This is a genomic window from Hymenobacter sp. HD11105, from assembly GCF_054051685.1.
In genome coordinates this window covers 137,648-159,890 of the sequence record NZ_JBSWBR010000004.1, presented here as the reverse complement: position 1 = coordinate 159,890, position 22,243 = coordinate 137,648, and the positions used below count along the sequence as shown (strand labels likewise).

Sequence of the window (22,243 nt, the reverse complement as noted above, 5' to 3'; positions counted from 1 at the left end):
CTGCCTCCTTAGACGAGCTTTTTCTTTATCTTTCACCTCGAAATACTCCTGTTTTACACCCTTTTTCTGCCTTTCCACCCATTATGAACAAACAGAAAAGTCTGACCCTGGCCGTAGTAGCCGCTGCCGGGTTAGCCCTTGGGGGCTGTGCCACCAGCACTCCACCTGCCGCCACCGACACTGCCGCTACCACGAATACCACCACCGAGGAGCCTATGGTAAAAGGCGTAGGTCTGGATGTAGCCAATCTAGATAAGTCGGTAGATCCTTGCCAAGATTTCTTCCAATACGCCAGCGGCAACTGGCTCAAGAACAACCCAATTCCGGCGGCTGAATCTCGCTGGGGTAGCTTCAATGAGCTGGCCGACAAGAACAACGCCATCATGCGCCAGATTCTGGATGAGGCATCAGCCAACACCAGCGCTGCTAAAGGCTCCAACGCTCAGAAAGTAGGTGATTACTACTTCACGGCTATGGATTCAATGGCCATTGAGAAGGCTGGCATTACGCCCCTTAAACCCGAGCTGGACCGCATTGCAGCTGTAAAAGACCTGAAGGGTTTGCAAACTCTACTCGCACGTCATCAGATGCTGGGCACGGGGGCCTTTTTTAGCGCTTACGTAGGGCAGGATGATAAAATGAGCACCCAGTACGCGGTGAATATGTACCAGGGCGGCCTAAGCCTTCCCGACCGCGACTACTACCTGAAGGACGATGCGCGTTCCAAAGCTATCCGCACTGCCTACCAAACGTATTTGACCAACACGTTCAAGCTGGCCGGTGATACAGAAGCTGTTGCGGCCAAAAACGCAGCTACGGTAATGCGCATCGAAACGCGCTTGGCGAAGGCCAGCAAGGCTCGCGTGGAGCTACGCGACCCGTATGCCAACTACAATAAAATGACCGTGGCCGAGGCCAACAAGCAGTTCCCAAACCTGGGTCTGCCTACGCTGCTGGCTAACAATAAGCTCGGGGCCGCCAAAGAAGTGATTATTGGGCAGCCAGCATTCTTCAAAGAAGCCAGCACCTTAATGAAAGATACGCCGCTGGCCGATCTGAAAACATACATGCGCTGGCACTTTGTAACGTCGATGACCTCGGCGCTGCCCAAGTCGTTCGTGGATGAGTCGTTCCGTTTCAGCCAAGTGCTCAGTGGTGCCAAGGCCCAGCAGCCGCGCTGGAAGCGTATGCTGCGCGCCACCGATGGCGCTTTAGGTGAAGCATTCGGGCAACTGTACGTGGATAAGGCGTTCACGCCTGAGGCTAAGGCCAAGGCGCTAGAAATGGTAAATAATCTGCGTTCGGCCTTCTCCGAGCACATTCAGAAGAATACCTGGATGAGCGCCGCTACCAAGGCTGAGGCCCAGAAGAAGCTCGACGCCTTCACGGTGAAAATTGGTTATCCGGATCAGTGGAAGGATTATTCGGCCTTGAACATTAGCCGAGATTCTTACGCGCAAAACGTGATTAATACCCGTATTTGGGGTTTTAACGACAACGTAAGCAAGTTCGGCAAGCCTATCGACCGCAAGGAGTGGGGTATGACACCACCCACGGTGAATGCTTACTACAACCCATCAATGAATGAGATTGTGTTCCCGGCTGGTATTATGCAGCCGCCGTTCTTCGATCCGAAAGCCGATGATGCCGTAAACTACGGTGGTATGGGTGCCGTCATCGGCCACGAGCTTACCCACGGTTTCGACGACCAGGGCCGTCAGTACGACGCTGAAGGCAACCTGCGCGACTGGTGGACTAAAGAGGATGCAGAAAAGTTTGAAGCCCGCGCCGCCATCGTGGGCGCCCAGTACGACGCCTTCACGCCCCTCGACTCGGTACACGTAAACGGTAAGCTGACCATGGGCGAAAACCTCGCTGACCTCGGCGGCTTGAGCATTGCTTACACTGCCCTGCAAAAGCAGCTGGAAGGCAAGCCCAAAACTAAAATCGACGGCCTGACGCCCGAGCAGCGCTTCTTCCTAGCATGGGCCCAGATCTGGCGCACCAACGCCCGCCCGGAGTACCTGCGCCAGCAGGTGTTGACCGATCCGCACTCGCCAGCTCAATTCCGCACCAACGGCCCGCTCCAGAATATGCCTCAGTTCTTCGAAGCCTTCGGCTGCAAGGACGACGCGAAGATGGTGCGTGCTGAAACCAAGCGCGCCGTTATCTGGTAAGCGTGTAGATTTTTGACTATGCTAAAAGGCGACTCGCACCATGCGGGTCGCCTTTTATCGTTATTGTCTCAGGTAGTTGCCTTTGAACGGGACACGTAAAAGCTATCAGATTTCCAGCCAATTTGCCCTCCAACTCCTTATGAAACTCCGACTCTTTCCGCTCCTGCGGCCCGCTTTCATTAGCTTTCTTTATTCCCTGATTCTGCTGGTTGGTTGTCAGAGTAAAGAGCAAACACTTCAAGATTATCTGGCGAGTCCAGAGGCAGGTGATGTGTATGTAGTTAGCTACCAACCCGCGGGCAGCACGAAGCCGAGTTATTTCTACTATCAGTTAATCCGCTTTTCTGCCGACAGTGCCCATTTTCACCCCGCCCGCCGCGAAGTAACTTCTGCCGACGTGGACCTGGAAAAGGAGCCCAATCTGTTTGACTCGAACTCAACTAAAAGCTTCTCGCGTCAGGAGCTACAAGAGTTCACTCAAGCTCAGCAAGGTGACGCGTACAAGATTCTGCTCACAGCTATTCGCCGGGAGTAGAAAGCTAACAGCTAATAGCACAGTCCAAATGGCCGTCATGCAGAGCGGAGCGAAGCATCTCGCATGTTTAGTTGTTTAGCTTGGCAACGTCAGCACGCGAGATGCTTCGCTCTGCTCTGCATGACGGCCTTACTAGCAACTGCCTTACTAGTTCTCTACTTTTTCTCTACTACTTCAATCTTGATACCCACATCTTTCAGGGGCCATTTATAAGCGTCGACGGGCTCGGCGGCAATTTTATTCATTACTTCCAAGCCTTCCACAACCTCCCCAAACACCGTGTACTGGCCATCGAGAGGGGGCACGCCACCTAGGGTAGCGTAGGTACTTACTTGCTCGGGGGTGAGGGTGCGGGTAGTCATGCGGCGCGATTGGTCGGGGGTGAGCTTTTCGCCGAGGGTGAAGTAGAAGTCGGTGGAGGAGGAGCGGCGGTCGGGGTTTTGGTCATCGTCGTAGCGGGCCATGGCTAGGGCGCCGCGCTTGTGAAATCGATTGGGGCGAAATTCCGCGGGCAGACGGTAGCGGGCAATTGGGATAGTACGATTCTCGCCCCGGCCACCCTGAATGGCAAAGCCTTTTACCACGCGGTTAAAAACGGTTTCGTCGAACACACCGTGGCGGGAGAGGAGCAGGAAATTGGCTTTGTGAATAGGCGTGTCGTCGTAGAGGCGCACGCGCATATCGCCGTGGCGAGTATGCACGATTACCTCATCGGCGGGGTATTGTTTGAGATAGGGGAGGAGCAGTTCAGTTACATTGCTGTCGGATAGAGACGTAAGCTCGGGGCCGGGAATAGTGGGAGCGGCGGGTGCTTCCGGTGTGGCGGTTTCCGCTGGGGGTTGGTACTGATTGCAGGCCGGCAGAAACCCAATAGTCAGTCCTAGTGCTACCAGCGACATACGCCAGCCTGGGGGGCAAATTTGAGAAGCAGCGAAGAGGAAACGCATACGACAAGGCAAATGCACGGACCGACCTACGCCTGCCGTCCGTTTGGTGAAGCCAAAAAAAAGGTGCTGCCATTCAACCGAAGGCAGCACCCAAATCTAAGTAGCCGAAGCCAGAACTATTCAGTTACATCTTCATACCCATTTTCTTGGCGATGTCCTTGAACATATCGGGGTCGTAGTCGTCGGCGCCGGGCGAGTTAAGCTGGGGCTCCTCTTCCAACTCTGGGTACGGTACGCCTTGAAAACCGCCCTGAATCAGTTCCAGTGGTTGGCCATCCTCGGGGTGATTGCCATTCCAAATGATACCAGCCTGCTTATAGTCGTCGGGGCTAAAGGTGTAGAGCTTGAGGTGAAGCTTCTGCTGGTCCTGAAGCTTTTTGGCCTCGGGGAAAGCATCGTTGCTCAGCTCAGGTACGGGCACCAGTTTGGTCACTTCCACGCCGGTCAGCTTTTCGAGGGCTTTGGCGTAGGCCACTACGTGCAGGCCGCCGCGTACCAGCAGGTAGCCTACCATCGTGCGGGCGCAGGGGTCCGTCACCATTTCATACACCCGCATTTTGTTGGCGCGGGCGCCGCACTCCAAGAAAAAGTTGTGCAGCAAATCCAGCTTCAAATTGCCACTGCTATGCACATATTGACCCGTCCAAGGGTTACCCATCGAATCGAAAGGCACAGCGGCTTGAGGGCTGCTCAGGAAATGGTAGCTATTGCGGGCATCAACCGCGCCTTTCAGCGGGCCGGGCACCGGATCTTTACCACGCACGGTCTGGCCGGTCAGCAGCAAGTTAATGGCGTACGATACGGCTTCAATGTGGCTATATTCTTCAGCAGCAATGCTGCACGTTAGGTCATAGAAAGGACGGAGCCGGTCGCGGCCCCGGAAGTTGAACGACTGAAACGTATAATTCATCAGCGTCGACATCTCACCATATTTGCCCCCCAGTAGCTCCTGAATGGCAGCGGCATCGTTGGGCGAAGGATTTTTGGGCTTGGGCAACTCAACGGCCAGCCGATCATAGCGTAAGATCATAGCGGTAATCTGGTAAGAGTGTGGAAGTGAAAGAATAGAACGCCCAGCCCGTAAGCTCAACGAGTCCGTTTTAACCCTACGGCTCACACAAGCTGAAGTTTAAACTAATCCACTGAAGATCAACTATATAGCTATAGATGAAAGGATAGCTAAGTAGCTGATACTAACAGCTTAAGCTTGACAGCTCAACCGTAGTTAGAGGATGATACATAATACGGGCATGCTGGCGCACAAACAAAAAGCTTCCCCCAACCAGCCAGTTACCTGAATGATTGGAGGAAGCTTCTAGTAAGCAGCAAAACGGCCGCTGGGGGCTTTTTTACCAGCCGTCGTCGGTCTTTTTGGCCTTTTGCTTATCGGTGCCCGTTGGGGTCTTCACTTTGGTTTTCACCTTTTCGGGCACTACGGGCATGGAAGCTGGGGCTGGGGCGGGCACGATGGCCGGAGCCGGGGTCGGCTCAGCAGGCGCGGGGGCAGGCGCTGACTGGTCGGCCGATTTGATTTCATCGGGGCGCTCTACTACTTTCTCTTTCTGCAAGGCCAATAGTGTGTTTTGCGCTACTAGCTCATTGTTCTTCCAGGTTTTTAGCTGGGCCGCAAGGATGGCTTTTTCCTCTTTGTCCGGCTTGCGGGTCATCAGGGCGTTCAAGTCGGGCTTGCCGGCATCCTGCCAGGCCGTGAGCCACATCGAGGCAACCGACGTGGGCGCCTGCTTGAGGCGATAAGCCACCATGCCGCCTACTTTTTCATGATACGCATCAGCAAAAGCGTCGGAGTAAGCCCGGCGGGTTTTGCCATAGCGGTGCGAGAAAGTGTATTTGGTTTCGGGCGTGAAGTTGCGGGTCACGGCTTCCTCAAAGTCAAAAGTAGCTCCTAGGAAGCCGTACGATTCCTGTACTACCTTCCAGATAGCGGCTTGCGGGTCTTTGATATACTTAGCTGACTTGCTGTCCAGCTTGTACTTAGCGATGTGACGCTCAGGCAGCTTCGACTCCCACAGGCTATGCAAACCCGTCTGGTTGCTGAGCTGGCCGTCGTAGTTTATGGTAGTATGCAAGGGCACGTAAGCGTCGGAAATGTAGTGGCACAAGTCCGCCGACAGAGCAATAATGGCCGTGGTATCGCGCTGGCGGAAGGCTTCAGTTAGCTTCTCCTTTACCTCTAGCACCGTCCACGGCACAGTGCCGTATTTGCGCAAAGTATCGGCAGTGTATTTGGCTGTGGCCGCGTCCCACGCCTTAGGCATGTCATTGAAGGGGTCGTCGCCGAAATGGTCCATGTCGATGAAGTGGCGGGGAGCTTCGGCATCATCCGTTTCGCGGCGCTCGTCGGGCGCTATGGAGAGCTTCACCAACTCATCCATGTGGCGGAAATAGAAGGCCTGCATGGTTTTGGGAAGAGCATAAATAGCTACCTGGGCAATGGTTTTGTGGGCAAAGAACCCCCAACCATTAGATAATACTGGCAATACGAGTACCAGTGTAAGTGTGATAAAGAGTTTTTTCATAACGGCAAGGACAGGCCAGAATAGAAGGATGCCGCGAAGTTCGGTATTTTTCGGAGTAGGTGGTAGTTAAATCTAGGCTGCCGTGTAGCACGGTTCAAAACGGCTGGCGTGCTGACGCTGAAATATCAGCTCTAAGGGCCGGAGAGATGCTGCGGGCCGCGCTGCATGATGTTCTTTTAATAACTTACCTCGACTCCGCCCCACCCGTCCATGACCAAAATCACCAAAAAGAAAATCTCTTACTCCATCGGCAAACCGCTGCGGAGTTACCTGCACGAGTACGACCGCGAAACCCGGCTGCCCGTCACCTACCTAGACCTCACCCGCATTAGCGGCGCTTTTCCGCTCGTGGACCGTAATGGGCGTGATACGCTCTGGCAAACGGTTTTCTATGAGCCTTCAATGCTGCAGGAGCTGGCCGCAGGCCTCACGGAGGTGTACGCGCTGTTAAAAACCGACGGCGATTTGTCGTTTAGTGAGCACCTGCTGACCGACCGCATCGATTATTGTCAGTTTGGCAACTCCAATCCGTTTCGGGTGCGCATCGTGAATCAGTTCAACGACAACTACGACTATTTCTACGTGAAACGCGCTGATGCTTCGCGGGTCTATGGCTTGGAGTTGGAGCATATTCTTTCGCCTAACAGCATCAACTACCTGGTTTGCGGTGACTCGCTGATTGAGGAGCACATTGCTGGCATTCCGGGCGACGATTTTATCCGCGACCATCTGCAGCGGCCTCATCTTAATCAGGTGCGCATTGCCAAGGAGTTTGTGAAGTTCAACGAGCGTTGCTTTGCGCGTTTGCTGGGCGATATGCGCGCCTACAATTACGTCATTGACGTGACGCCTGACTTTGAGGACGAGCAGTACCGCGTACGCGCCATCGACTTTGATCAGCAGAGCTACGAGGGAAAAAAGACCATGTATTTGCCCCAGTATTTCAAGGATAACCGTGCCGTGGTGCAGCTGTGTAGCAAGCTGCTCACGGCCGAAAGCATCCGTCAGTACCAGACCGAAGAACGCACCCTAATGGCCCGTCGCGCCCGCGCCGAACGCTACCGCCTCAAAGACCTGATGGACTGCATGCGCCCCGATGAGCTATCGCCGCCCGACAAAACGGCTCATTTGCAGCAGGAGCTAAATCAGCACCACCACACTACCCAGTTTAACCGTTGCCGCACTATGGGTGATATAGTGCGCCTCAATCTGCGGCTGATGTTGGGACGACCGCGGCCGGAGTAGAGTTGTCTATAAAAAAGCCCCCCAGTAATGATACTGGGAGGCTTTTTTATAGACAACTCTTAGCCAGTTATCGACCTAAGCCGATACTCATGCCTAGCGTAATTTCCAGGCCACCAGGACTAGTAGCTTCCACCACATCGCGCATGCGCTGCGAGGGCATCTGACCGTTGGCGTAGGTTACTGGGTTGCCGGTGAAGAGCACGCCGTAACCGAGGGTGCCCAGAAGGCCTACGCGGCCCGGCTGCCAGCGTACGCCGGAGCGTAGGTTCAGCACGCCGCTAGGTGCCAGCGTGTAAGCTGTAGACTCCTGCGTGGGCATGCCCTCGTCGATGGTCAATTTGAAATTGTCGATGCGACCTGAACGGGACAGGTTAGCCCCAACATATGGCGAGAAGGATCGGGTTGGGTTAAAAAAATGTCGCACGCCAATGCCCAATTTGCCCCCTACGCCTAATCCGAAGCCCGCATTTATGTCGGTGCCAGGTGCGACTAAATGGGCGTAGTAAAAGCCCAAGCCCCCATATGGCCCACCCCACCCTAAATCGATGCCCAGGGAGGAAGTGCGATAGAGGCTTGTGGGGGCGGCAACGGAGGCTGGCTGTCCCGCATATATGGTGGAGCGGGTAGTAGGTGCCACGGGGGAAGATGGCGTAGCCGGTGGGTTAGTGTTCAACTCGGTTTGGGCCAGAGCAGGTACCGTTATGGCTACAGTCAATAGCGAGGCAAGCGTAGTAAAGATTTTCATGTAGATAAAAGAAAATAAGCTAAGATTAGTGCAAAATAAGATCGAGGATCAGCCGGGTGTAGCAGCGCTGATAGAAGCCCGTTAAACCCAATTGGTCCTCGGTTTTCAGTGCTTGCCTCGTCAGGCAAGCTTCATGCCTATTCTTGCTTATATACCACCCCTTGTTTCATTACAAAGCGGACCCGCTGCATAGCGGCAATGTTCTGTAGTGGGTCGCCGTCTACGGCTACAATGTCGGCGAGCTTGCCAGCTTCCAGCGTACCTAGCTGGTCGCTCTGGCCGAGTAGGTCGGCGGCGTGAATGGTGGCGGCGCGCAAAGCTTCGATGGGGGGCATTCCGGCTTCAACCATATAAGCAAACTCCAGTCCGTTGGCGCCGTGGCGAAATACGCCCGCGTCCGTCCCGAAGGCAATCTTCACTCCAGCCTTATACGCGCGTCCAAACGTGGCTTGCAGCTTGGGGCCAATGCTTTGGGCCTTGGGCGTCACCAGTGCCGGATAGTAACCCATGATTTTGGCTGAGTCGGCCACCGATTTACCTGCCGTGATGGTGGGCACGTACCAGGTGCCGTTTTTCTTCATCAGCTTCATGGTCTCATCATCCATGAGGGTGCCGTGCTCAATGCTGGTTACGCCGGCCCGGATGGCGCGCTTCATGCCTTCTGCGCCGTGAGCGTGGCAGGCTACTTTCAGGCCCAAGTCGCGGGCAGTTTCCACGATGGCGCGAATTTCGGCCTCGGTCATCTGGGCACTGCTGCCGTCTTTGGCCACGCTGAGCACACCGCCAGTGGCCGTTATCTTGATTAGGTCGGCCCCATTCTTATACTGCTGGCGCACAGCTTGGCGGCCTTCGTCGGGGCTGTTCACCACACCATCGGCGGGGCCAGGGTTGCCCATCAGGTCTTGGCGGTAGCCGTTGGTGGGGTCTGCGTGGCCGCCGGTACCGGAGAGTGACTTAGCCGCCGTAAAAATGCGTGGGCCCGGCACCTGGTTGCGGTTAATAGCATTGCGCAAGGCCACATTTACGCCCGAGCCGCCCAGGTCGCGGACGGTGGTGAAGCCGGCCATAAGCGTTTTGCGGGCGTACTCCAGCGACACGAAAGCAACATCAGCCTGATTTTGGGTGAACTCGTCGAGCTGGTTGGTTTTGCTGGTTTGGTGTTCCAAGTGCACGTGCATATCGAGTAGGCCCGGCATCACCGTTTTGTTTTTCAAGTCAATTACTTTGTCGGCACCGCTGCCGGTAGCAAAGCCGCTTTGTACGGCGGCTACGCGTCCATTCTCAACTACTACCGTCATATCGGGTTGCAAGCGACCAGTGCGCACATCGAGTAGGCGGCCGCAGTGCAGGTAAGTTTTTTGGGCGTGAGCAGGAGCGAGGCTTATAAAAAAGCCCCCCAGCAGCGCGAGGAGGAGACGCATGGGGTAGAAGTTGGTGGGGTGAAAGTGGATGATGGCCGCGTGGCAAAGCCTGTATCTGGCTGCCGCGTTATTTGCAAGGTGCAGCAGAAAACTCGTAACTCGCAACTCCTCACTTAACTCATTGCCTTACCATTTCTAATCCGCCCTATTTATGGCCACTACCGAAGAGTTTGAAGCCGCCGCCCAGCGTGCCCAACAATTGCCCACTAAGCCCTCCAATCTGATTCTGCTCCAGCTATATGCGCTCTACAAACAAGCCACCGAAGGCGACGTAACCGGCGACCGGCCCGGCGGCTTCGACTTCAAAGGCATTGCCAAGTACGACGCCTGGGCGGCCATCAGCGGCAAGTCGCAGGACGAAGCACGCAAGGAGTACGTGGATCTGGTCAACTTTTTGGCTGCCGATTAAAGAGCTATTGCTCATTGCTACATAGCTAAAAAAGCCCCCCAGATTTTTCTGGGGGGCTTTTTTAGTTAAAGAAACCTGTTCGATTTATTGAACCGCTATTTAAACCTTAGGCGCTGGCAGGTCAAAGGCGGTAGCGTCGTGCTCAAAATGGCCTTTATGCGAACCGTCGCAGAAAGGCTTGTTGCTGGAAAGGCCGCAGCGGCAGATGCTAATTCGCTCGCGACCACCTAAGCCGTACGCGTTGCCTTGGGCATCTACAAGTTCTATATCGCCTTCTACGCGGAGCGAGCCGTTGCTGAGTACAGTGAGTTTGGTTGCCATGTCTTGGTTGTTTGATGAGTGGTAGGGAGTAATAATTGTTGTGTTGCTGAGTGTTTTTTGCTTGCTCAGCTTCAATCTATACGGTGAAACGCCTAAAATAGGCCGCTACCTGCCGTCTACGTTGTCTGGACTTGCTTCTGAGATAAGAAGGTGCTGCTACGTCAGCTCTTTGCGCATTACGTAGTCGTTCATCCAGTACGGGCCAATGGGAATGTCCTCCTCACGGTGCTGCTGGAAGCCTTGTCGCTCGTAGAAGCTAATGGCGGGGTTGTAGCGGTTCACGTTTAGCTCCAACGCGCGGCCTCCGGCTGCCCGGGCGGCTTCTTCTACCGCCAGCACCAGCTGCTGACCCAAGCGCTGGCCTTGGTGCGAGGGCAAAACATAGATTTTATGGAGCTTGTACACCCCATCGGCTGGAGCAGGCTGACGCGAAAAAGACGCGTAACCGGCAGGATGACCGTCGGTGTGCAGCAGCAAAAATACGTGTCCTTCGGTCGTCATCTGACGCTCCAGCGAAGCCGGCGTATAGATGACACGGTACATATAATCGATCTGCTCCTTGGAAATGATAAAACGGTAAGTAGGCTCCCAGGTGGCCTCGGCCAGCTGAATAATAGTGGGAATATCAGCCAAGGTGGCGGGCTGAATGCTGACGGAAGCGGTATCGGTGGCGGGCATAAGGTGCAAAAACGCAAATTTTAGGTTAACAAACGTGGTTAAGCGTTGCTGGGGGGCATTTTGGGACGGAAATTGTATTGTGCCAGCAATAAATTGCCCCCCAGGGGTCGTTTTCACGCCAATTACTCTCTAGCTGCCATGAAAAAGATTCTGCTACCAGCTCTCCTAGGTGCTGCCAGCCTACTGCTCGCTCCGCTGAGCGCAACCGCCCAGCAAACTACTAACCCTGCACCTGCCAAAACGACTTCAGCCGTGGAGCGCGACCTGCGTCGCTTCAGCGATTGGGTAAACGAAAAAATGGCTCGCGCCGAAGATGGTGCCCGCCGCGAATGGCCCAACCTGATGGCTGACTATGACCGCCAAAGTGCCCGCCTCGACCGCGCCACCGATAGCCTGTCGGTAAAGTCGCGCCGCGAGTACGTTGCCCAAAAGTCACGTTATCAAACCTGGGCCGCCGAACAGCAGCGCCTCGATAGTATGGCTAATGAGCCAACAACTGCCGCCGCTGCGCAGCGCCGTTTGCTCAATGAGGAAATAAACATCAAGCGGGCCCGTGCTACTGAACTGCCCGACCTCTACAGCCGTCTGCTGGAAACTACCCGCGAACAGCGCCGCCGCTGGAGCGCCGCCGACTGGAGTGCGGCCTCCGCTGTGCTCACTAGCCTTAACGCCCGCTACGAGGAAGTACGCACGCAGCTGCCTACTGAGGAGCGCCTGCGAATCCGTTCCTGGCAAGCCGAGTTTCGGACTTTAGAAAAAGCCCGCAGCGCAAAAGAGATTATAGACGGCCGCTAAGCGGCCGTCTTTCTTTTAAGCGCTAATGATCGTCGGGCTAATGTGCATATCGATGACAGGATAGTGTTCAGTTTGCGTAAATGTAGCTTCCTTAGATAGTTAGGTTATGTGTCTTGGAAATTAAGCTCCAGCTAAGACAAATGTAGGGTTGGCTTCGGCCCCGATGCGCTACTTTTGTGCCTCACTTTTAGCTGCTCATCTCGCTCATGCACATTGCCATCGTCGGTAACATCGGAGCCGGCAAAACTACGCTGGCCAACAAGCTAGCGCACCATTTCAATTGGGAGGTCTTTCTGGAAGATGTAGATCATAATCCCTATCTCAAGGATTTTTACGACGATATGCCCCGCTGGGCGTTTCACTTGCAGGTGTATTTCCTGAACAGCCGTTTCCGCCAGACCCAGCGCATAAAGGAGATACAAACTGCCGGCAAAGGCGTTATTCAGGACCGCACGATCTACGAGGATGCCCACATCTTCGCGACTAATCTGCACCAGTCAGGCCTGATGACGCAGCGCGACTACGACAACTACCACGGCCTCTTCGACTCCATGATCAGCATGGTGAATCCGCCGGATTTGCTGCTATACCTGCGCGCCGACCTGCCTAAGCTCATCCAACAGATTGAGCGCCGCAACCGCGACTACGAGAACAACATCAAGATTGAGTACCTCAAGCACCTAAACGAGCACTACGAGCAGTGGATCAGTGGCTACAAAGAAGGTAAACTGCTCATCATTGATGTCAATAACCTCGACTACGTGAATAACCCCGAGGACCTCGGCCTCGTCATAGAGCGTATCAATAGCACCTTATTCGGGCTATTTTAAAGCCAATATTGTTGCCACAAAAAAGCCCCCCAGAACAATTTTGGGGGGCTTTTTTTGTGACAACAGCACTAAGCACGCACTCAACTGTCGCTTTCAGGCAGTTAGCCTTCCGTCAATGCCTGATTCAGGAAGCGAACAAGTGGCTGAGACGCCCGAAGCGAGGCCACCATTTCCTGTACCAAGTTGGGTTGCAATACTTCTTTATCTGTAAATGAGCGGGAAACGAAAAAGTCTTTAAGTTTTAGCCATTCCAGATCCGGGTCGTTTTTGTCGTAGCCCTTGGGCGGACGCTGTAGCCGTTCGCCTTCCAGACCATCAGGAAAGTAGCGCACCATGTCGGTTGCCTCGCGCATGGCATGGAAGTCGGGAGCGTTGTAGTGAATCTCCTGGCGGATGCGGGTTACGGCCGGCGTTTCGGGTCGCCACTTGCCAGCCCCCACCCACGTAGTACCTTCCGGCCCCACAGCCAAAAAATAGCCCGCCCAAGGTGAATGGCGCCCGTCGCGGGCAAACCCAGCGCCCATGTGCTTTTTGTAGGGCTCATTGCTTTGCTGAAACCGATCGTTTTTATTAATGCGGTACTGACTAGCTGCCGCAGTGAGGCCGGCTAGTTCAGGTTCGAACTGTTGTAAGCCCTGTAGTACGCTTTGCACCAGCTCCGTAAACTCGGCCCGAGCACGCTGATATTCCGCACGATGGGCATCCATCCAGGGCTTATTGTTGTTGGCAGCTAGCTCGCGCAAAAAGCTTAGAACGGGTGCAAGATTCATTGGGGGCAAATTATTGTGGTATAACGTCCGCCGTACAGTTATACACTTCTACGGATGTTGTGAAGTGAGTACAAGCTACTGTTGAGCATACCAATATGTTATTAAGTTGTAAGGTTCCTTAAAACAGCTTCGGCGTTCTGGAATAACCAGAACGCCGAAGCTAGGAAGAAAATGGAGCGAGTTTATTGCTTGATAAACCGTGCCTGACGTACACTCTGATCAGGACCAAGAACTCGTACCATGTATACACCAGCGGGCAGAGTACTTACCGTGAGCGAAGTAGCCGCTGCATCGGAGAAAGTCTGGTTTAAGACGCGCTGACCGCGGCTATTATAGATTTCAGCTGTGTGATTACCGGCTCCCAACCCGTTGAGGGTAAGTACGTCAGTGGCCGGCACTGGGCTAAGCGTGAATGCTACGGCTCCCATCTGTACCGTAATTGGCTGCGAGTACACCGACTTGCCATCCAAATCAATCTGGCGCAGACGGTAGTAGTTGTTGCCAGTGGCCGTTGAGCGGTCCACATACATGTAGTTATTACGCTGGTTAGTTGTGCCGTTGCCTGCTACGAAGCCTAACACTTTCCAGTCACCTTGGTCAGAGCGACGCTCCACTTCAAAGCCTTTGTTCTGCTTTTCAGAAGCAGTAGCCCAGGTTAGACGCACAGCATTGTTCTCACCTTTACCCGTGAAGCTGACAAGCTCGACAGGAAGGGGGTTCCTACCATCGGCTAGGGAGAAGTAACCTTGTAAAGCGAGTGTACCCGTAAAGGTTAGGTTTCTATTCTGTTGTGAAGGAGTATTCGTGCCACCAGGCACCGGGCGATAATTAAATGTACGTTCAGAAGACTGGTACAGCACTAAATTGTTTGGGCCGTTACCTTCCAACTCATCTGGGTTGCCATTACGATAGCCAAAGACAAGGGATGCATTTATAGGTTCAGGGTTGGAGGCGGCAATAAAAAAGCGACGACGAATAGTTTTGTTAGCGGTAGCAGTAGGCGTGCTGGCGTCTATCCCAAATCCATCAGTTATGCGCTGAACCAACACCGTACCTGGACGGCCCAATGCATTGTTCGGTGATATTATTGTCAAACCAATACCACCAAAATTGTCGCTTCTTGGCCCTGTAATAGTTCTCGTAGATGTAACAGTACCCAATATATAACCACCAGCCGGTCCTGCATCTGACGGAGCTGGCTCCTGTAAGCCCCCAGTTGTTCCTAAATCAACTAGATAAGGGCCCGTAACTAGCGTGCCTCTCGTTAATACCAAGGAGTTAGTAACTGTGAGGTTATTATTGCTCAGAGTTTTAATTCCATTACCTTGAATAGTAAGGGAACGATAAGTACCACCACTAATGGTCTGATCGTTATTACCGGTCAGAGTAACGGCAGCCGTTACATCAAAAGCCGCCTCACTATTAAATTCTAGGTTCCCACTTACTATTAAGTCACCCACTGGATTTACATAGCGGAATATTCCTCCATCAAAAATTCGTATATCACCAGCAACGCTTACAGGAGAAGGAGAGTCACCGAGATTGAGAGTGCCATTAGCAACCCTGAGGTTACCTTGCACACTCCAAGCGGAAGAAGTACCAATTCGAGTGATTAATGCACCGGGAGTATTAAGAGTAAAATCATATACATTTAGCCCCCCAAAGTTATTGATGCTAGACCCAGAATGCGAGTAGCTATCTAAGCCATTTGGCCCAAAAGCATTCGAAGCGCTTCCAGCCGCTGTATTCAAAACAGTAAAGTATCGAACGAAATTCGCATTAGCCCCAATATTGCCTTTGGGATTGGCTACTGGCACCTGGCCATAGGCGCCACCACCTGAGTTGGCGATATAACCCAGCCAATTGAAGTTTGCCGGTAAACCAGCAGTGCCATTTATGGTAGCCCAAGGAATAGAGAATTCTCGCACCCGCGGTTGGTCGCGAGCTTCAGTACCAACCTGAGCATACTCGCCTGCAGACACCACAGGGGCTCTCCACTGACCTGTTTCTCTATTAAAGGTCCGGATTTCGCGGTAACCACTTTTGACATAGAGAACGGCATCTGCTTGGAAAGGAAGCGTACCCGTGGATCCGTCATAGCCCTCCGGCAGGCCTTGAGTGGTGCCATTACCAGGTGCATTGACTATAGTTTGCGGATCCAGATCAAGATAAATAACTGCTCCTTCAGCGAGGCGGGCATCTGAAATGGCAACAAACAGGTTCGCTTGGTTCCAGGTCATGTGCCATGTCAGGTTTGGATCCTGATTGGGAGCAGTACCGCTTGGGCTACGGTATGCATTGTCATACTCACCGATGCTAATAACGCCGTCAACGGTAGGTATTTTGAATTGAGCCTGAGCTGGTTGTGCTGAAGTTAGCACGAGACAAGCAGTTCCTAAGGCTGTCATCACAGCGGGTATAAATTTCATATAGGCAGGATAATAGAAGGGTTATAAATCAAAAATATCTAGCCGTAAAACTAGATATTTTTGATTTAATAATAATTTACTTAACAAAAATTCATATAATAATGCAATATCTCAACCATAATCTAGCCTTCTTCTAAGCCTCTTATACTAAGAGGCTTAGAAGAAGGCTAGATATAGATGCCTTGGTTGTTTTTGAACTTTATAAACCAAACTCCAGAGTAGCAGTTGTTCAGGTTTACTTGTAGCTAACCACTGTTAGCTCATCCCCAATCTGAAGTTGGCCGTAGCCCGGTCCTGTTACATTCTGGCCAAACATAACTTTGCCCCCCAGGGTGCGGTAAGAGGCAAGCGTACGCAACGTTTCGGGGTTTTTCTGGCCTGTTTTCTGGTCAATGGTTGTCACTACGCAACGCCCGCAAGCTTCTACGGCCCGAAAGTTCAACTCGCCAACTCTGAACTCCTGCCATGTGTCTTCAACATGAGCTAAACCGCCACTAAATACAAGGTTAGGCCGAAAGCGGTTCATGGGTACTTGCTCAGCAAGGCGACTATTTAGCTCATTCAGCGAGCCTTGCCCAATAAGCAAAAAAGGATAAGCGTCAGCAAAGCTTACTACCGCATCGGCTGGATTTAACTCTGGATCAACAGGGCGCATGGCCATATCCGACATATAGACAAGGCGGCACGTGCGGCCCAGTGCATCCGATAGCCACTCATCGGCGGTCTGCTCTCCACGCCAGGCAAACACGAAATCATCCCAGATAGTGACGAAAAGGCTGCGCTCAGGTGTAGCCTCAAAGGGAACAAACAGCGGTAGCAGATCGGGCCGAGCGCGATGCGTGAGCAGAAAGCCATTGTGAGCGGGCGCCACTTGGAGCAGCGCCATTTCGGCGGTTTGACGCTGCGTCATAAACTGGTTGCGCTCATTCACAATCAGCCAGCGGCGGTCGTAACGTAAGCCGCGAGCCTCCACGGTGGCTTTGGTTAGGCGAATGCCCCCCAGCGACTTAATAGGATAAATGTAGAGATCTTGTAAAAGGAGCGAAGTAGACATAGGGCGAAGGTAAGCGCACGATAAATAGGCTGCTTATTACAGCGTACCAATGAGGCATAAAAAAACTTCGGCGCAATGGAAGTCCATTGCGCCGAAGCTAAAAATGAAAAACAGTGAAGATTACTGCTTGATGAAGCGAGCGTTCTGGGTGCTCTGGCCTGGGCCAAGAACGCGTACCATATAAACACCAGCTGGCAGAGCGCTCACCGTTATAGTGCTGGCCGCAGCATCTGAGAACTCTTGGCTCAATACACGCTGACCGCGGGCATTATAAATTTCAGCTACATGTTTGCCAGCACTCAACCCGTTGATGGTCAGAACATCGGTAGCAGGTACTGGGCTAAGCGAGAAGGCAACTGCGCCAACTTGTACAGCCACTACCTGTGAGTACACCGATTTGCCATCCAAGTCAATCTGACGTAGGCGGTAGTAGTTGTTGCCAGCTACAGCTGAACGATCCAGATAGTTGTAGTTGTGACGCTGATTGGTCGTGCCATTGCCAGCTACGAAACCTAACTTCTGCCATTCGCCCTGTTCAGTGCGGCGCTCTACTTCGAAGCCCTTATTCTGTAATTCAGAAGCTGTAGCCCAAGTTAAGCGCACTACATTGTTTTCTGCTTTTCCGGCGAAGCTGATCAGCTCAACTGGGAGAGGCGTATTGCCATCGGCAAGCGAAAAGTAGCGGTTAAGCCGTAAGTTACCAGCGTAAGTTAAAGTATTGGTAGCGGCGTTGGGCGTGTTAGCATTACTAGGGGTTACTAACTGATAACCGTTAACAGGATCAGCTATGTTGGATGACTCATAAAGGCGTAATGCTGCTTCCGTATTGCCGTTCAACTCAGTAGGAGGAATATCACGATAAGTGAAATCCAACGTGACATTGGTACCGCTGTTATTGGTTGGGTTGTTATTGATAAAGAAACGACGGGCAATGGTCTGATTAGGGACAGTAGCAGAACCAGCTTGTAGTAGGCCTCTACCACCGGTAATACGTAGTACATCTATAGCACCTGGTAGATCATTACCGCGTTGAGTAATTCTTAAACCTATACCGCCAAAATCAGATGAGGCACCAGGAACATTCAAGGGAGTAAGCGTCGAAGTTGCAATTCTACCCAATAGATAACCAGGTGCATTCTCTGTCAATCGAGCGCCTGGTATCAATCGAACTTGGTTAGTACCCGTAGTTAGGATGCCATTATTCAGAATCAGTGTCTCCCTAATGTCAAGGTTTGTATTCAAAGTCTTAACGCCTGCACCTTGTATGGTTAATAGGCGGAGGTCTACAGGAGCATTATTGTCCGTAGAAATTGTTTGAGCACCAGTTCCTGTCAATGTAACACCAGCATTAACAAGAAAAGAATTCGCAGTAGCTAATTGAATATTTCTACCTATAGTTAGGGTTCCTGCAGGGGCAGGATAACGGATGACACCTTCTCCAGTAACACGTATATCACCACCTACTATGACAGGAGCAGTAGTAGCTCCAAAATTGAGGGTACTGTTATTAGCTACTGTCAGATTATTCTGAATATTCCAGATGACACTATTCCCATCTCCAACGCGAGTGAGAATAGCATTAGGGCTATTAACAGTAAAGTCATACACTGAAATGCCCCCCAAGGTGCTCACAGCAGGTCCAGTGTACGAGAAGCTCTCAGTGCCATTAGGGCCGAAAGCACTGTTATCGCTACCTGCATCAGTATTCAAAACTGTGAAATAGCGCGTCCAATTGTAATCTTCATACCGTCTGCCATCCACGTCATTAAAGCGGAAAGTGCCATCATTATCTCTCGGTGCTTGACCATATAAACCACCACGCACTGGGTTAGGAATAGTTGGTTCTTGTTCCTCGGTGTCTGGATCATCCATGCTGATTGGATCAAACCCATAAACGACAAAGCCAAACCAATTAAAGTTTTTAGGTCGCGCCCCGGTAGTGCTGATCAGAGACCATGGAAGAGCAAACTCTTTAACTGTGCCTGAAAAATTTCTTTCGGGATTCCGTGAACTCCACTTCTCACCATCGGCTCCACCATTGTCGGCATATTGTCCGATGCGCTTACTCACGTCAGGGTCAGTAGGCTTTCCCCATTCCCTAGGCTCACTCCATTGGCCTGTTTCCTTACTAAAAACGCGAACCTCCCGATAAAATTTTTCGGCGAGAATGAAGATATCAGCCTGAATAGGCAAATTTCCATTGATACCACCGGATATAGGCTGACCTTTTATAGGATTACGTTCGCCCGCGTTTACGGGAGTCTGTGGGTCCGTATCTAAATAGAGAACGGTTCCTTGTTGAAGATTAGCGTCTTCAATGACAACGTAAAGATTGGTGTCGTCCCAAGTAACACGCCATTTTAGGTTTGGATCGTCATTATTGGGATTCGCATATTCGTTACCGTACTCGTTGGGCCCGACTACTCCGTTGACTACCGGGGTGCGAAACTGCGCCTGCACGGTCTGAGGCACGCTCAGTGAGAGAAATACGGCCCCTAAGGCTGCGATTCCAGTATGTAAAATTTTCATATAGGCAGAATTGATTTTAAAGTCCTAATACGAGCAAATGTAGTTTGAAAGTTAGATTATTTTGTATAATTCTTTATTAATAAATTAAAAAACCTCTCTATAGTGCTATAAGGCAACGAATCAATAAGGCAACATGTAATGATGGTATCTGTTGATACCACTGGGCTACAGCTACCTCTGTTTATCGCTTACCTTTGGCTTCTTATTTTAACTGCCATTTAAATGCGCTTACTGTCCTTGCCTGCCGCGCTGGCTTTGCTGTTTTTACCGCTTGTAGTTTCAGCCCAAAGTCCCAAAACTTACTCCGCAGCCGATATTGCACTTAGCCTGCGCAAACTCAATGTTTTAGGGTCGGCACTATACATTGCGGCGCACCCCGACGATGAGAATACGCGTCTGATTGCCTACTTGGCAAACGGGCGCTTGCTGCATACTGGCTACTTAAGCTGCACCCGCGGCGATGGGGGGCAAAATTTGGTTGGCCCCGAAATTCGGGAGGGGCTAGGTGTAATTAGGACGCAGGAATTGCTGGCCGCGCGCCGCATTGATGGCGGACGACAGTTCTTCACTCGTGCCAACGACTTTGGTTTTTCAAAGACCGCCGAGGAAACCTTTACCATTTGGGACCGGGAGCAGGTGCTGGCTGATATGGTATGGGTGATTCGTCAGCGCCGCCCTGATGTGTTGATTACCCGCTTCTCTCCTAAGCCCAACGGCACCCACGGTCACCATACCGCCAGTGCACAATTGGCCCTCGACGCCTTCGATGCGGCCGGCGACCCGAAGCGCTTCCCTGAGCAGCTACAATACGTGCAGCCTTGGCAACCGAAGCGGCTATTCTGGAACACTTCATCCTTTTTTCTGCAGCCGGGGCAGAAGTTTGATGCTACCGGAAAAATCGTGGTGGATGCAGGCAGCTATAATGCCCTACTTGGGAAAAGCTATGGTGAGATAGCAGCCATTAGCCGCTCTCAGCACAAAAGCCAAGGCTTCGGCTCGGCGGCTACCCGTGGGGAAGCGATTGAATACCTGGAGCCTTTGAAGGGAGAAAAAGCGCAAAAAGACCTCTTGGAAGGTGTCGACTTAAGCTGGAACCGAATAAAGGGAGGGGCACCGGTGGGCAAGCTGGTAGCCCAGACTATTAAGGAATATGACCCCGCCAACCCGGCTGCCAGCGTGGCTAGCTTGCTTAAAGTGCGCGAAGCTTTATTAAAGGCACCAGATGATGGCTTTTGGAAAAAGGAAAAGCAAGAGCAAGTAGAGCAGCTCATTCAGGCCTGCTTGGGGTTGTACCTGGAAGCTACAGCGGCGGAAGCGACGGCCGCTCCCGGCCAACCAGTGGCCGTGACTGTGGAGGCAATTAACCGATCTGCTGTACCCGTTACGTGGGTAGGTACGGGCCTCATTGGTTACCAGCGCGATACGACCCTGAATAAGCAATTGGCTGCTAATGAATTGCATCGGGTGCCTTTGCGCTTCCGCGTTAGCTCGCAAGTAGAGGCCTCGCAGCCGTACTGGTTGCGGCTGATGGGTACAGTGGGTATGTACGCGGTGCCGGAAAAACTGCTGGTAGCTGAGAGCGGCTCAGCGGCGTTGTTCGGTCCCGTGACGGGGCAACGTTTGGCATCGGGTGGGGGACAAAAAGAGCCGGCAGCGCTTGTAATTAATCGCCAAAACCTAATTGGTACCCCCGAAAACCCAGCTTCTGCTTATGTCGGCTGTTTGCTGCAGGTTGTTGGCACGCCAATTTTCTATTCTGTGCCGGTGCAATTCAAGCGCACCGACCCAGTAGAAGGGGAGGTATATCGCTCTCTGACGGTGGTGCCGCCGGTAGCGGTTACTATTGGCGGCAAGGCCTACGTATTTGCCGAAAACCAGCCCAAACTGGTGCCCGTGACGGTGAAGGCCGGTCGGGCGGGAGTGAAGGGGACGGTGGCGCTGAATTTGCCCCCTGGCTGGCAGTCGGAGCCGGCTTCGCTTCCTTTTGCCTTGCAAGCCAAGGAACAGGAGCAAACATTGGAGTTTCGGGTGCGGCCTACGAACACGACAGAAAGTGCGGGGCAAATACAAGCCGTAGCTACTGTGGATGGGAAAACGTACTCGCAAGGTTACCAACCTATTATCTATACTCATATTCCTAACCAAACCCTCTTCCCTGAAGCGGCAGCTCCGCTGATTAAGCTGGATTTGAAGCGTAAAGGCAATGAAATTGGCTACTTGATGGGTGCCGGCGACGAGGTGCCGGAAGCTCTGCGCCAGATTGGCTACCAGGTGACCATGCTTAAAGAGGCCGACCTGACAACTGCCCATCTGCGCCGCTTCGATGCCGTGCTGCTGGGCGTACGGGCATATAATACGGTAGACAGGCTGCGGTTTTTGCAGCCCGTGCTGTTGGAGTATGTGCAGAATGGGGGCAATTTGATTGTGCAATACACCGTGAATCGGGGCACGGTATTACCCGAAATCGGCCCTTACCCACTCAAGTTGTCAAATGATCGGGTGACGGTGGAAAACGCTGAGGTGCGCTTCCTAAAGCCCCAGCACCCTTTGCTGAACTCGCCTAATAAAATTACTAGCCGCGACTTTCAGGGCTGGGTGCAAGAACAAGGGCTGTATTATCCCAGCCAGTGGGATTCAAAGTACCAAGCCATTATCAGCAGCAACGACCCCGGCGAATCGCCCAAGGATGGGGCTATTCTGGTGGCTGACTACGGAAAAGGACACTATATATATACAGGTCTTTCGTTCTTCCGGGAGTTGCCGGCTGGCGTGCCGGGCGCGTATCGGCTACTGACCAATATGATTTCGCTGGGGAAATAAT

At 52.6% G+C, this 22,243-nt stretch carries 18 protein-coding genes; 7 read left to right on the top strand and 11 right to left on the bottom strand.

The genetic code is table 11. The features are described 5' to 3' along the window. Positions 1-83 precede the first annotated feature (83 nt). Together ACW9KT_RS13840 and ACW9KT_RS13835 are read left to right on the top strand one after the other, a co-directional pair. Positions 84-2,177 (top strand): M13 family metallopeptidase, encoded by a 2,094-nt coding sequence (locus ACW9KT_RS13840; RefSeq protein ID WP_457081356.1) that lies wholly within the window; start codon positions 84-86, stop codon positions 2,175-2,177. 139 nt (positions 2,178-2,316) lie between these two features. Next, complete coding sequence (locus tag ACW9KT_RS13835; RefSeq protein WP_457081354.1) at positions 2,317-2,712, top strand: hypothetical protein; 396 nt, start codon at positions 2,317-2,319, stop codon at positions 2,710-2,712. Positions 2,713-2,867: 155 nt separating this feature from the next. On the opposite strand, the gene ACW9KT_RS13830 is transcribed toward ACW9KT_RS13835, so the two are convergent. The 3 genes from ACW9KT_RS13830 to ACW9KT_RS13820 form a co-directional block, all read right to left on the bottom strand. Then, positions 2,868-3,659: a peptidylprolyl isomerase gene (locus ACW9KT_RS13830; protein WP_457081352.1), complete on the bottom strand. Its 792-nt coding sequence runs from the start codon at positions 3,657-3,659 to the stop codon at positions 2,868-2,870. A 124-nt stretch (positions 3,660-3,783) separates the two neighbouring features. Beyond that, positions 3,784-4,689, bottom strand: coding sequence for a manganese catalase family protein (locus ACW9KT_RS13825; RefSeq protein ID WP_457081350.1), 906 nt, complete (start codon positions 4,687-4,689; stop codon positions 3,784-3,786). A gap of 319 nt (positions 4,690-5,008) precedes the next feature. Further along, complete coding sequence (locus tag ACW9KT_RS13820) at positions 5,009-6,196, bottom strand: zinc dependent phospholipase C family protein (protein WP_457081348.1); 1,188 nt, start codon at positions 6,194-6,196, stop codon at positions 5,009-5,011. Between the two features lie 210 nt (positions 6,197-6,406). Between ACW9KT_RS13820 and ACW9KT_RS13815 the strand changes: the two genes are divergently transcribed. Beyond that, entirely contained in the window at positions 6,407-7,441 is a 1,035-nt protein-coding gene (locus ACW9KT_RS13815; protein WP_457081346.1) for a hypothetical protein, read from the top strand. 67 nt (positions 7,442-7,508) lie between these two features. Here the strand turns inward: ACW9KT_RS13815 and ACW9KT_RS13810 are convergent, their stop codons facing one another. Then, the gene (locus ACW9KT_RS13810; protein ID WP_457081344.1) at positions 7,509-8,186 is read right to left on the bottom strand and encodes a hypothetical protein; all 678 of its coding nucleotides are present in this window, start codon (positions 8,184-8,186) and stop codon (positions 7,509-7,511) included. Positions 8,187-8,323: 137 nt separating this feature from the next. Then, complete coding sequence (locus ACW9KT_RS13805) at positions 8,324-9,607, bottom strand: amidohydrolase family protein (RefSeq protein ID WP_457081342.1); 1,284 nt, start codon at positions 9,605-9,607, stop codon at positions 8,324-8,326. Positions 9,608-9,758: 151 nt separating this feature from the next. Here ACW9KT_RS13805 and ACW9KT_RS13800 point away from each other — a divergent pair, with 151 nt between their 5' ends. After that, entirely contained in the window at positions 9,759-10,016 is a 258-nt protein-coding gene (locus ACW9KT_RS13800) for an acyl-CoA-binding protein (RefSeq protein WP_457081340.1), read from the top strand. Positions 10,017-10,115: 99 nt separating this feature from the next. Here ACW9KT_RS13800 and ACW9KT_RS13795 read toward each other — a convergent pair whose 3' ends face one another. Further along, the gene (locus ACW9KT_RS13795) at positions 10,116-10,337 is read right to left on the bottom strand and encodes a CDGSH iron-sulfur domain-containing protein (protein WP_084444526.1); all 222 of its coding nucleotides are present in this window, start codon (positions 10,335-10,337) and stop codon (positions 10,116-10,118) included. 156 nt (positions 10,338-10,493) lie between these two features. Beyond that, complete coding sequence (locus ACW9KT_RS13790; RefSeq protein ID WP_457081338.1) at positions 10,494-11,132, bottom strand: N-acetyltransferase family protein; 639 nt, start codon at positions 11,130-11,132, stop codon at positions 10,494-10,496. Positions 11,133-11,153: 21 nt separating this feature from the next. Here ACW9KT_RS13790 and ACW9KT_RS13785 point away from each other — a divergent pair, with 21 nt between their 5' ends. Both ACW9KT_RS13785 and ACW9KT_RS13780 read left to right on the top strand, forming a co-directional pair. Then, positions 11,154-11,810 carry a DUF6565 domain-containing protein gene (locus tag ACW9KT_RS13785; RefSeq protein WP_457081336.1) on the top strand — a complete coding sequence of 219 codons (657 nt, stop codon included), beginning with the start codon at positions 11,154-11,156 and terminating at the stop codon, positions 11,808-11,810. Between the two features lie 206 nt (positions 11,811-12,016). Next, on the top strand, positions 12,017-12,640 hold the full coding sequence (locus ACW9KT_RS13780) for a deoxynucleoside kinase (protein ID WP_457081334.1): 624 nt from the start codon (positions 12,017-12,019) through the stop codon (positions 12,638-12,640). A gap of 101 nt (positions 12,641-12,741) precedes the next feature. Here the strand turns inward: ACW9KT_RS13780 and ACW9KT_RS13775 are convergent, their stop codons facing one another. From ACW9KT_RS13775 to ACW9KT_RS13760, 4 genes are all read right to left on the bottom strand, one after another. After that, complete coding sequence (locus ACW9KT_RS13775; RefSeq protein ID WP_457081332.1) at positions 12,742-13,410, bottom strand: DUF2461 domain-containing protein; 669 nt, start codon at positions 13,408-13,410, stop codon at positions 12,742-12,744. 182 nt (positions 13,411-13,592) lie between these two features. Then, positions 13,593-15,839, bottom strand: coding sequence for a T9SS type A sorting domain-containing protein (locus ACW9KT_RS13770; RefSeq protein WP_457081330.1), 2,247 nt, complete (start codon positions 15,837-15,839; stop codon positions 13,593-13,595). Between the two features lie 235 nt (positions 15,840-16,074). Continuing rightward, on the bottom strand, positions 16,075-16,893 hold the full coding sequence (locus ACW9KT_RS13765; protein WP_457081329.1) for an MOSC domain-containing protein: 819 nt from the start codon (positions 16,891-16,893) through the stop codon (positions 16,075-16,077). A 120-nt stretch (positions 16,894-17,013) separates the two neighbouring features. Then, positions 17,014-19,422 (bottom strand): T9SS type A sorting domain-containing protein, encoded by a 2,409-nt coding sequence (locus ACW9KT_RS13760; protein WP_457081327.1) that lies wholly within the window; start codon positions 19,420-19,422, stop codon positions 17,014-17,016. A gap of 222 nt (positions 19,423-19,644) precedes the next feature. Between ACW9KT_RS13760 and ACW9KT_RS13755 the strand changes: the two genes are divergently transcribed. Beyond that, entirely contained in the window at positions 19,645-22,242 is a 2,598-nt protein-coding gene (locus ACW9KT_RS13755; protein WP_457081325.1) for a PIG-L family deacetylase, read from the top strand. Position 22,243 lies beyond the last annotated feature (1 nt).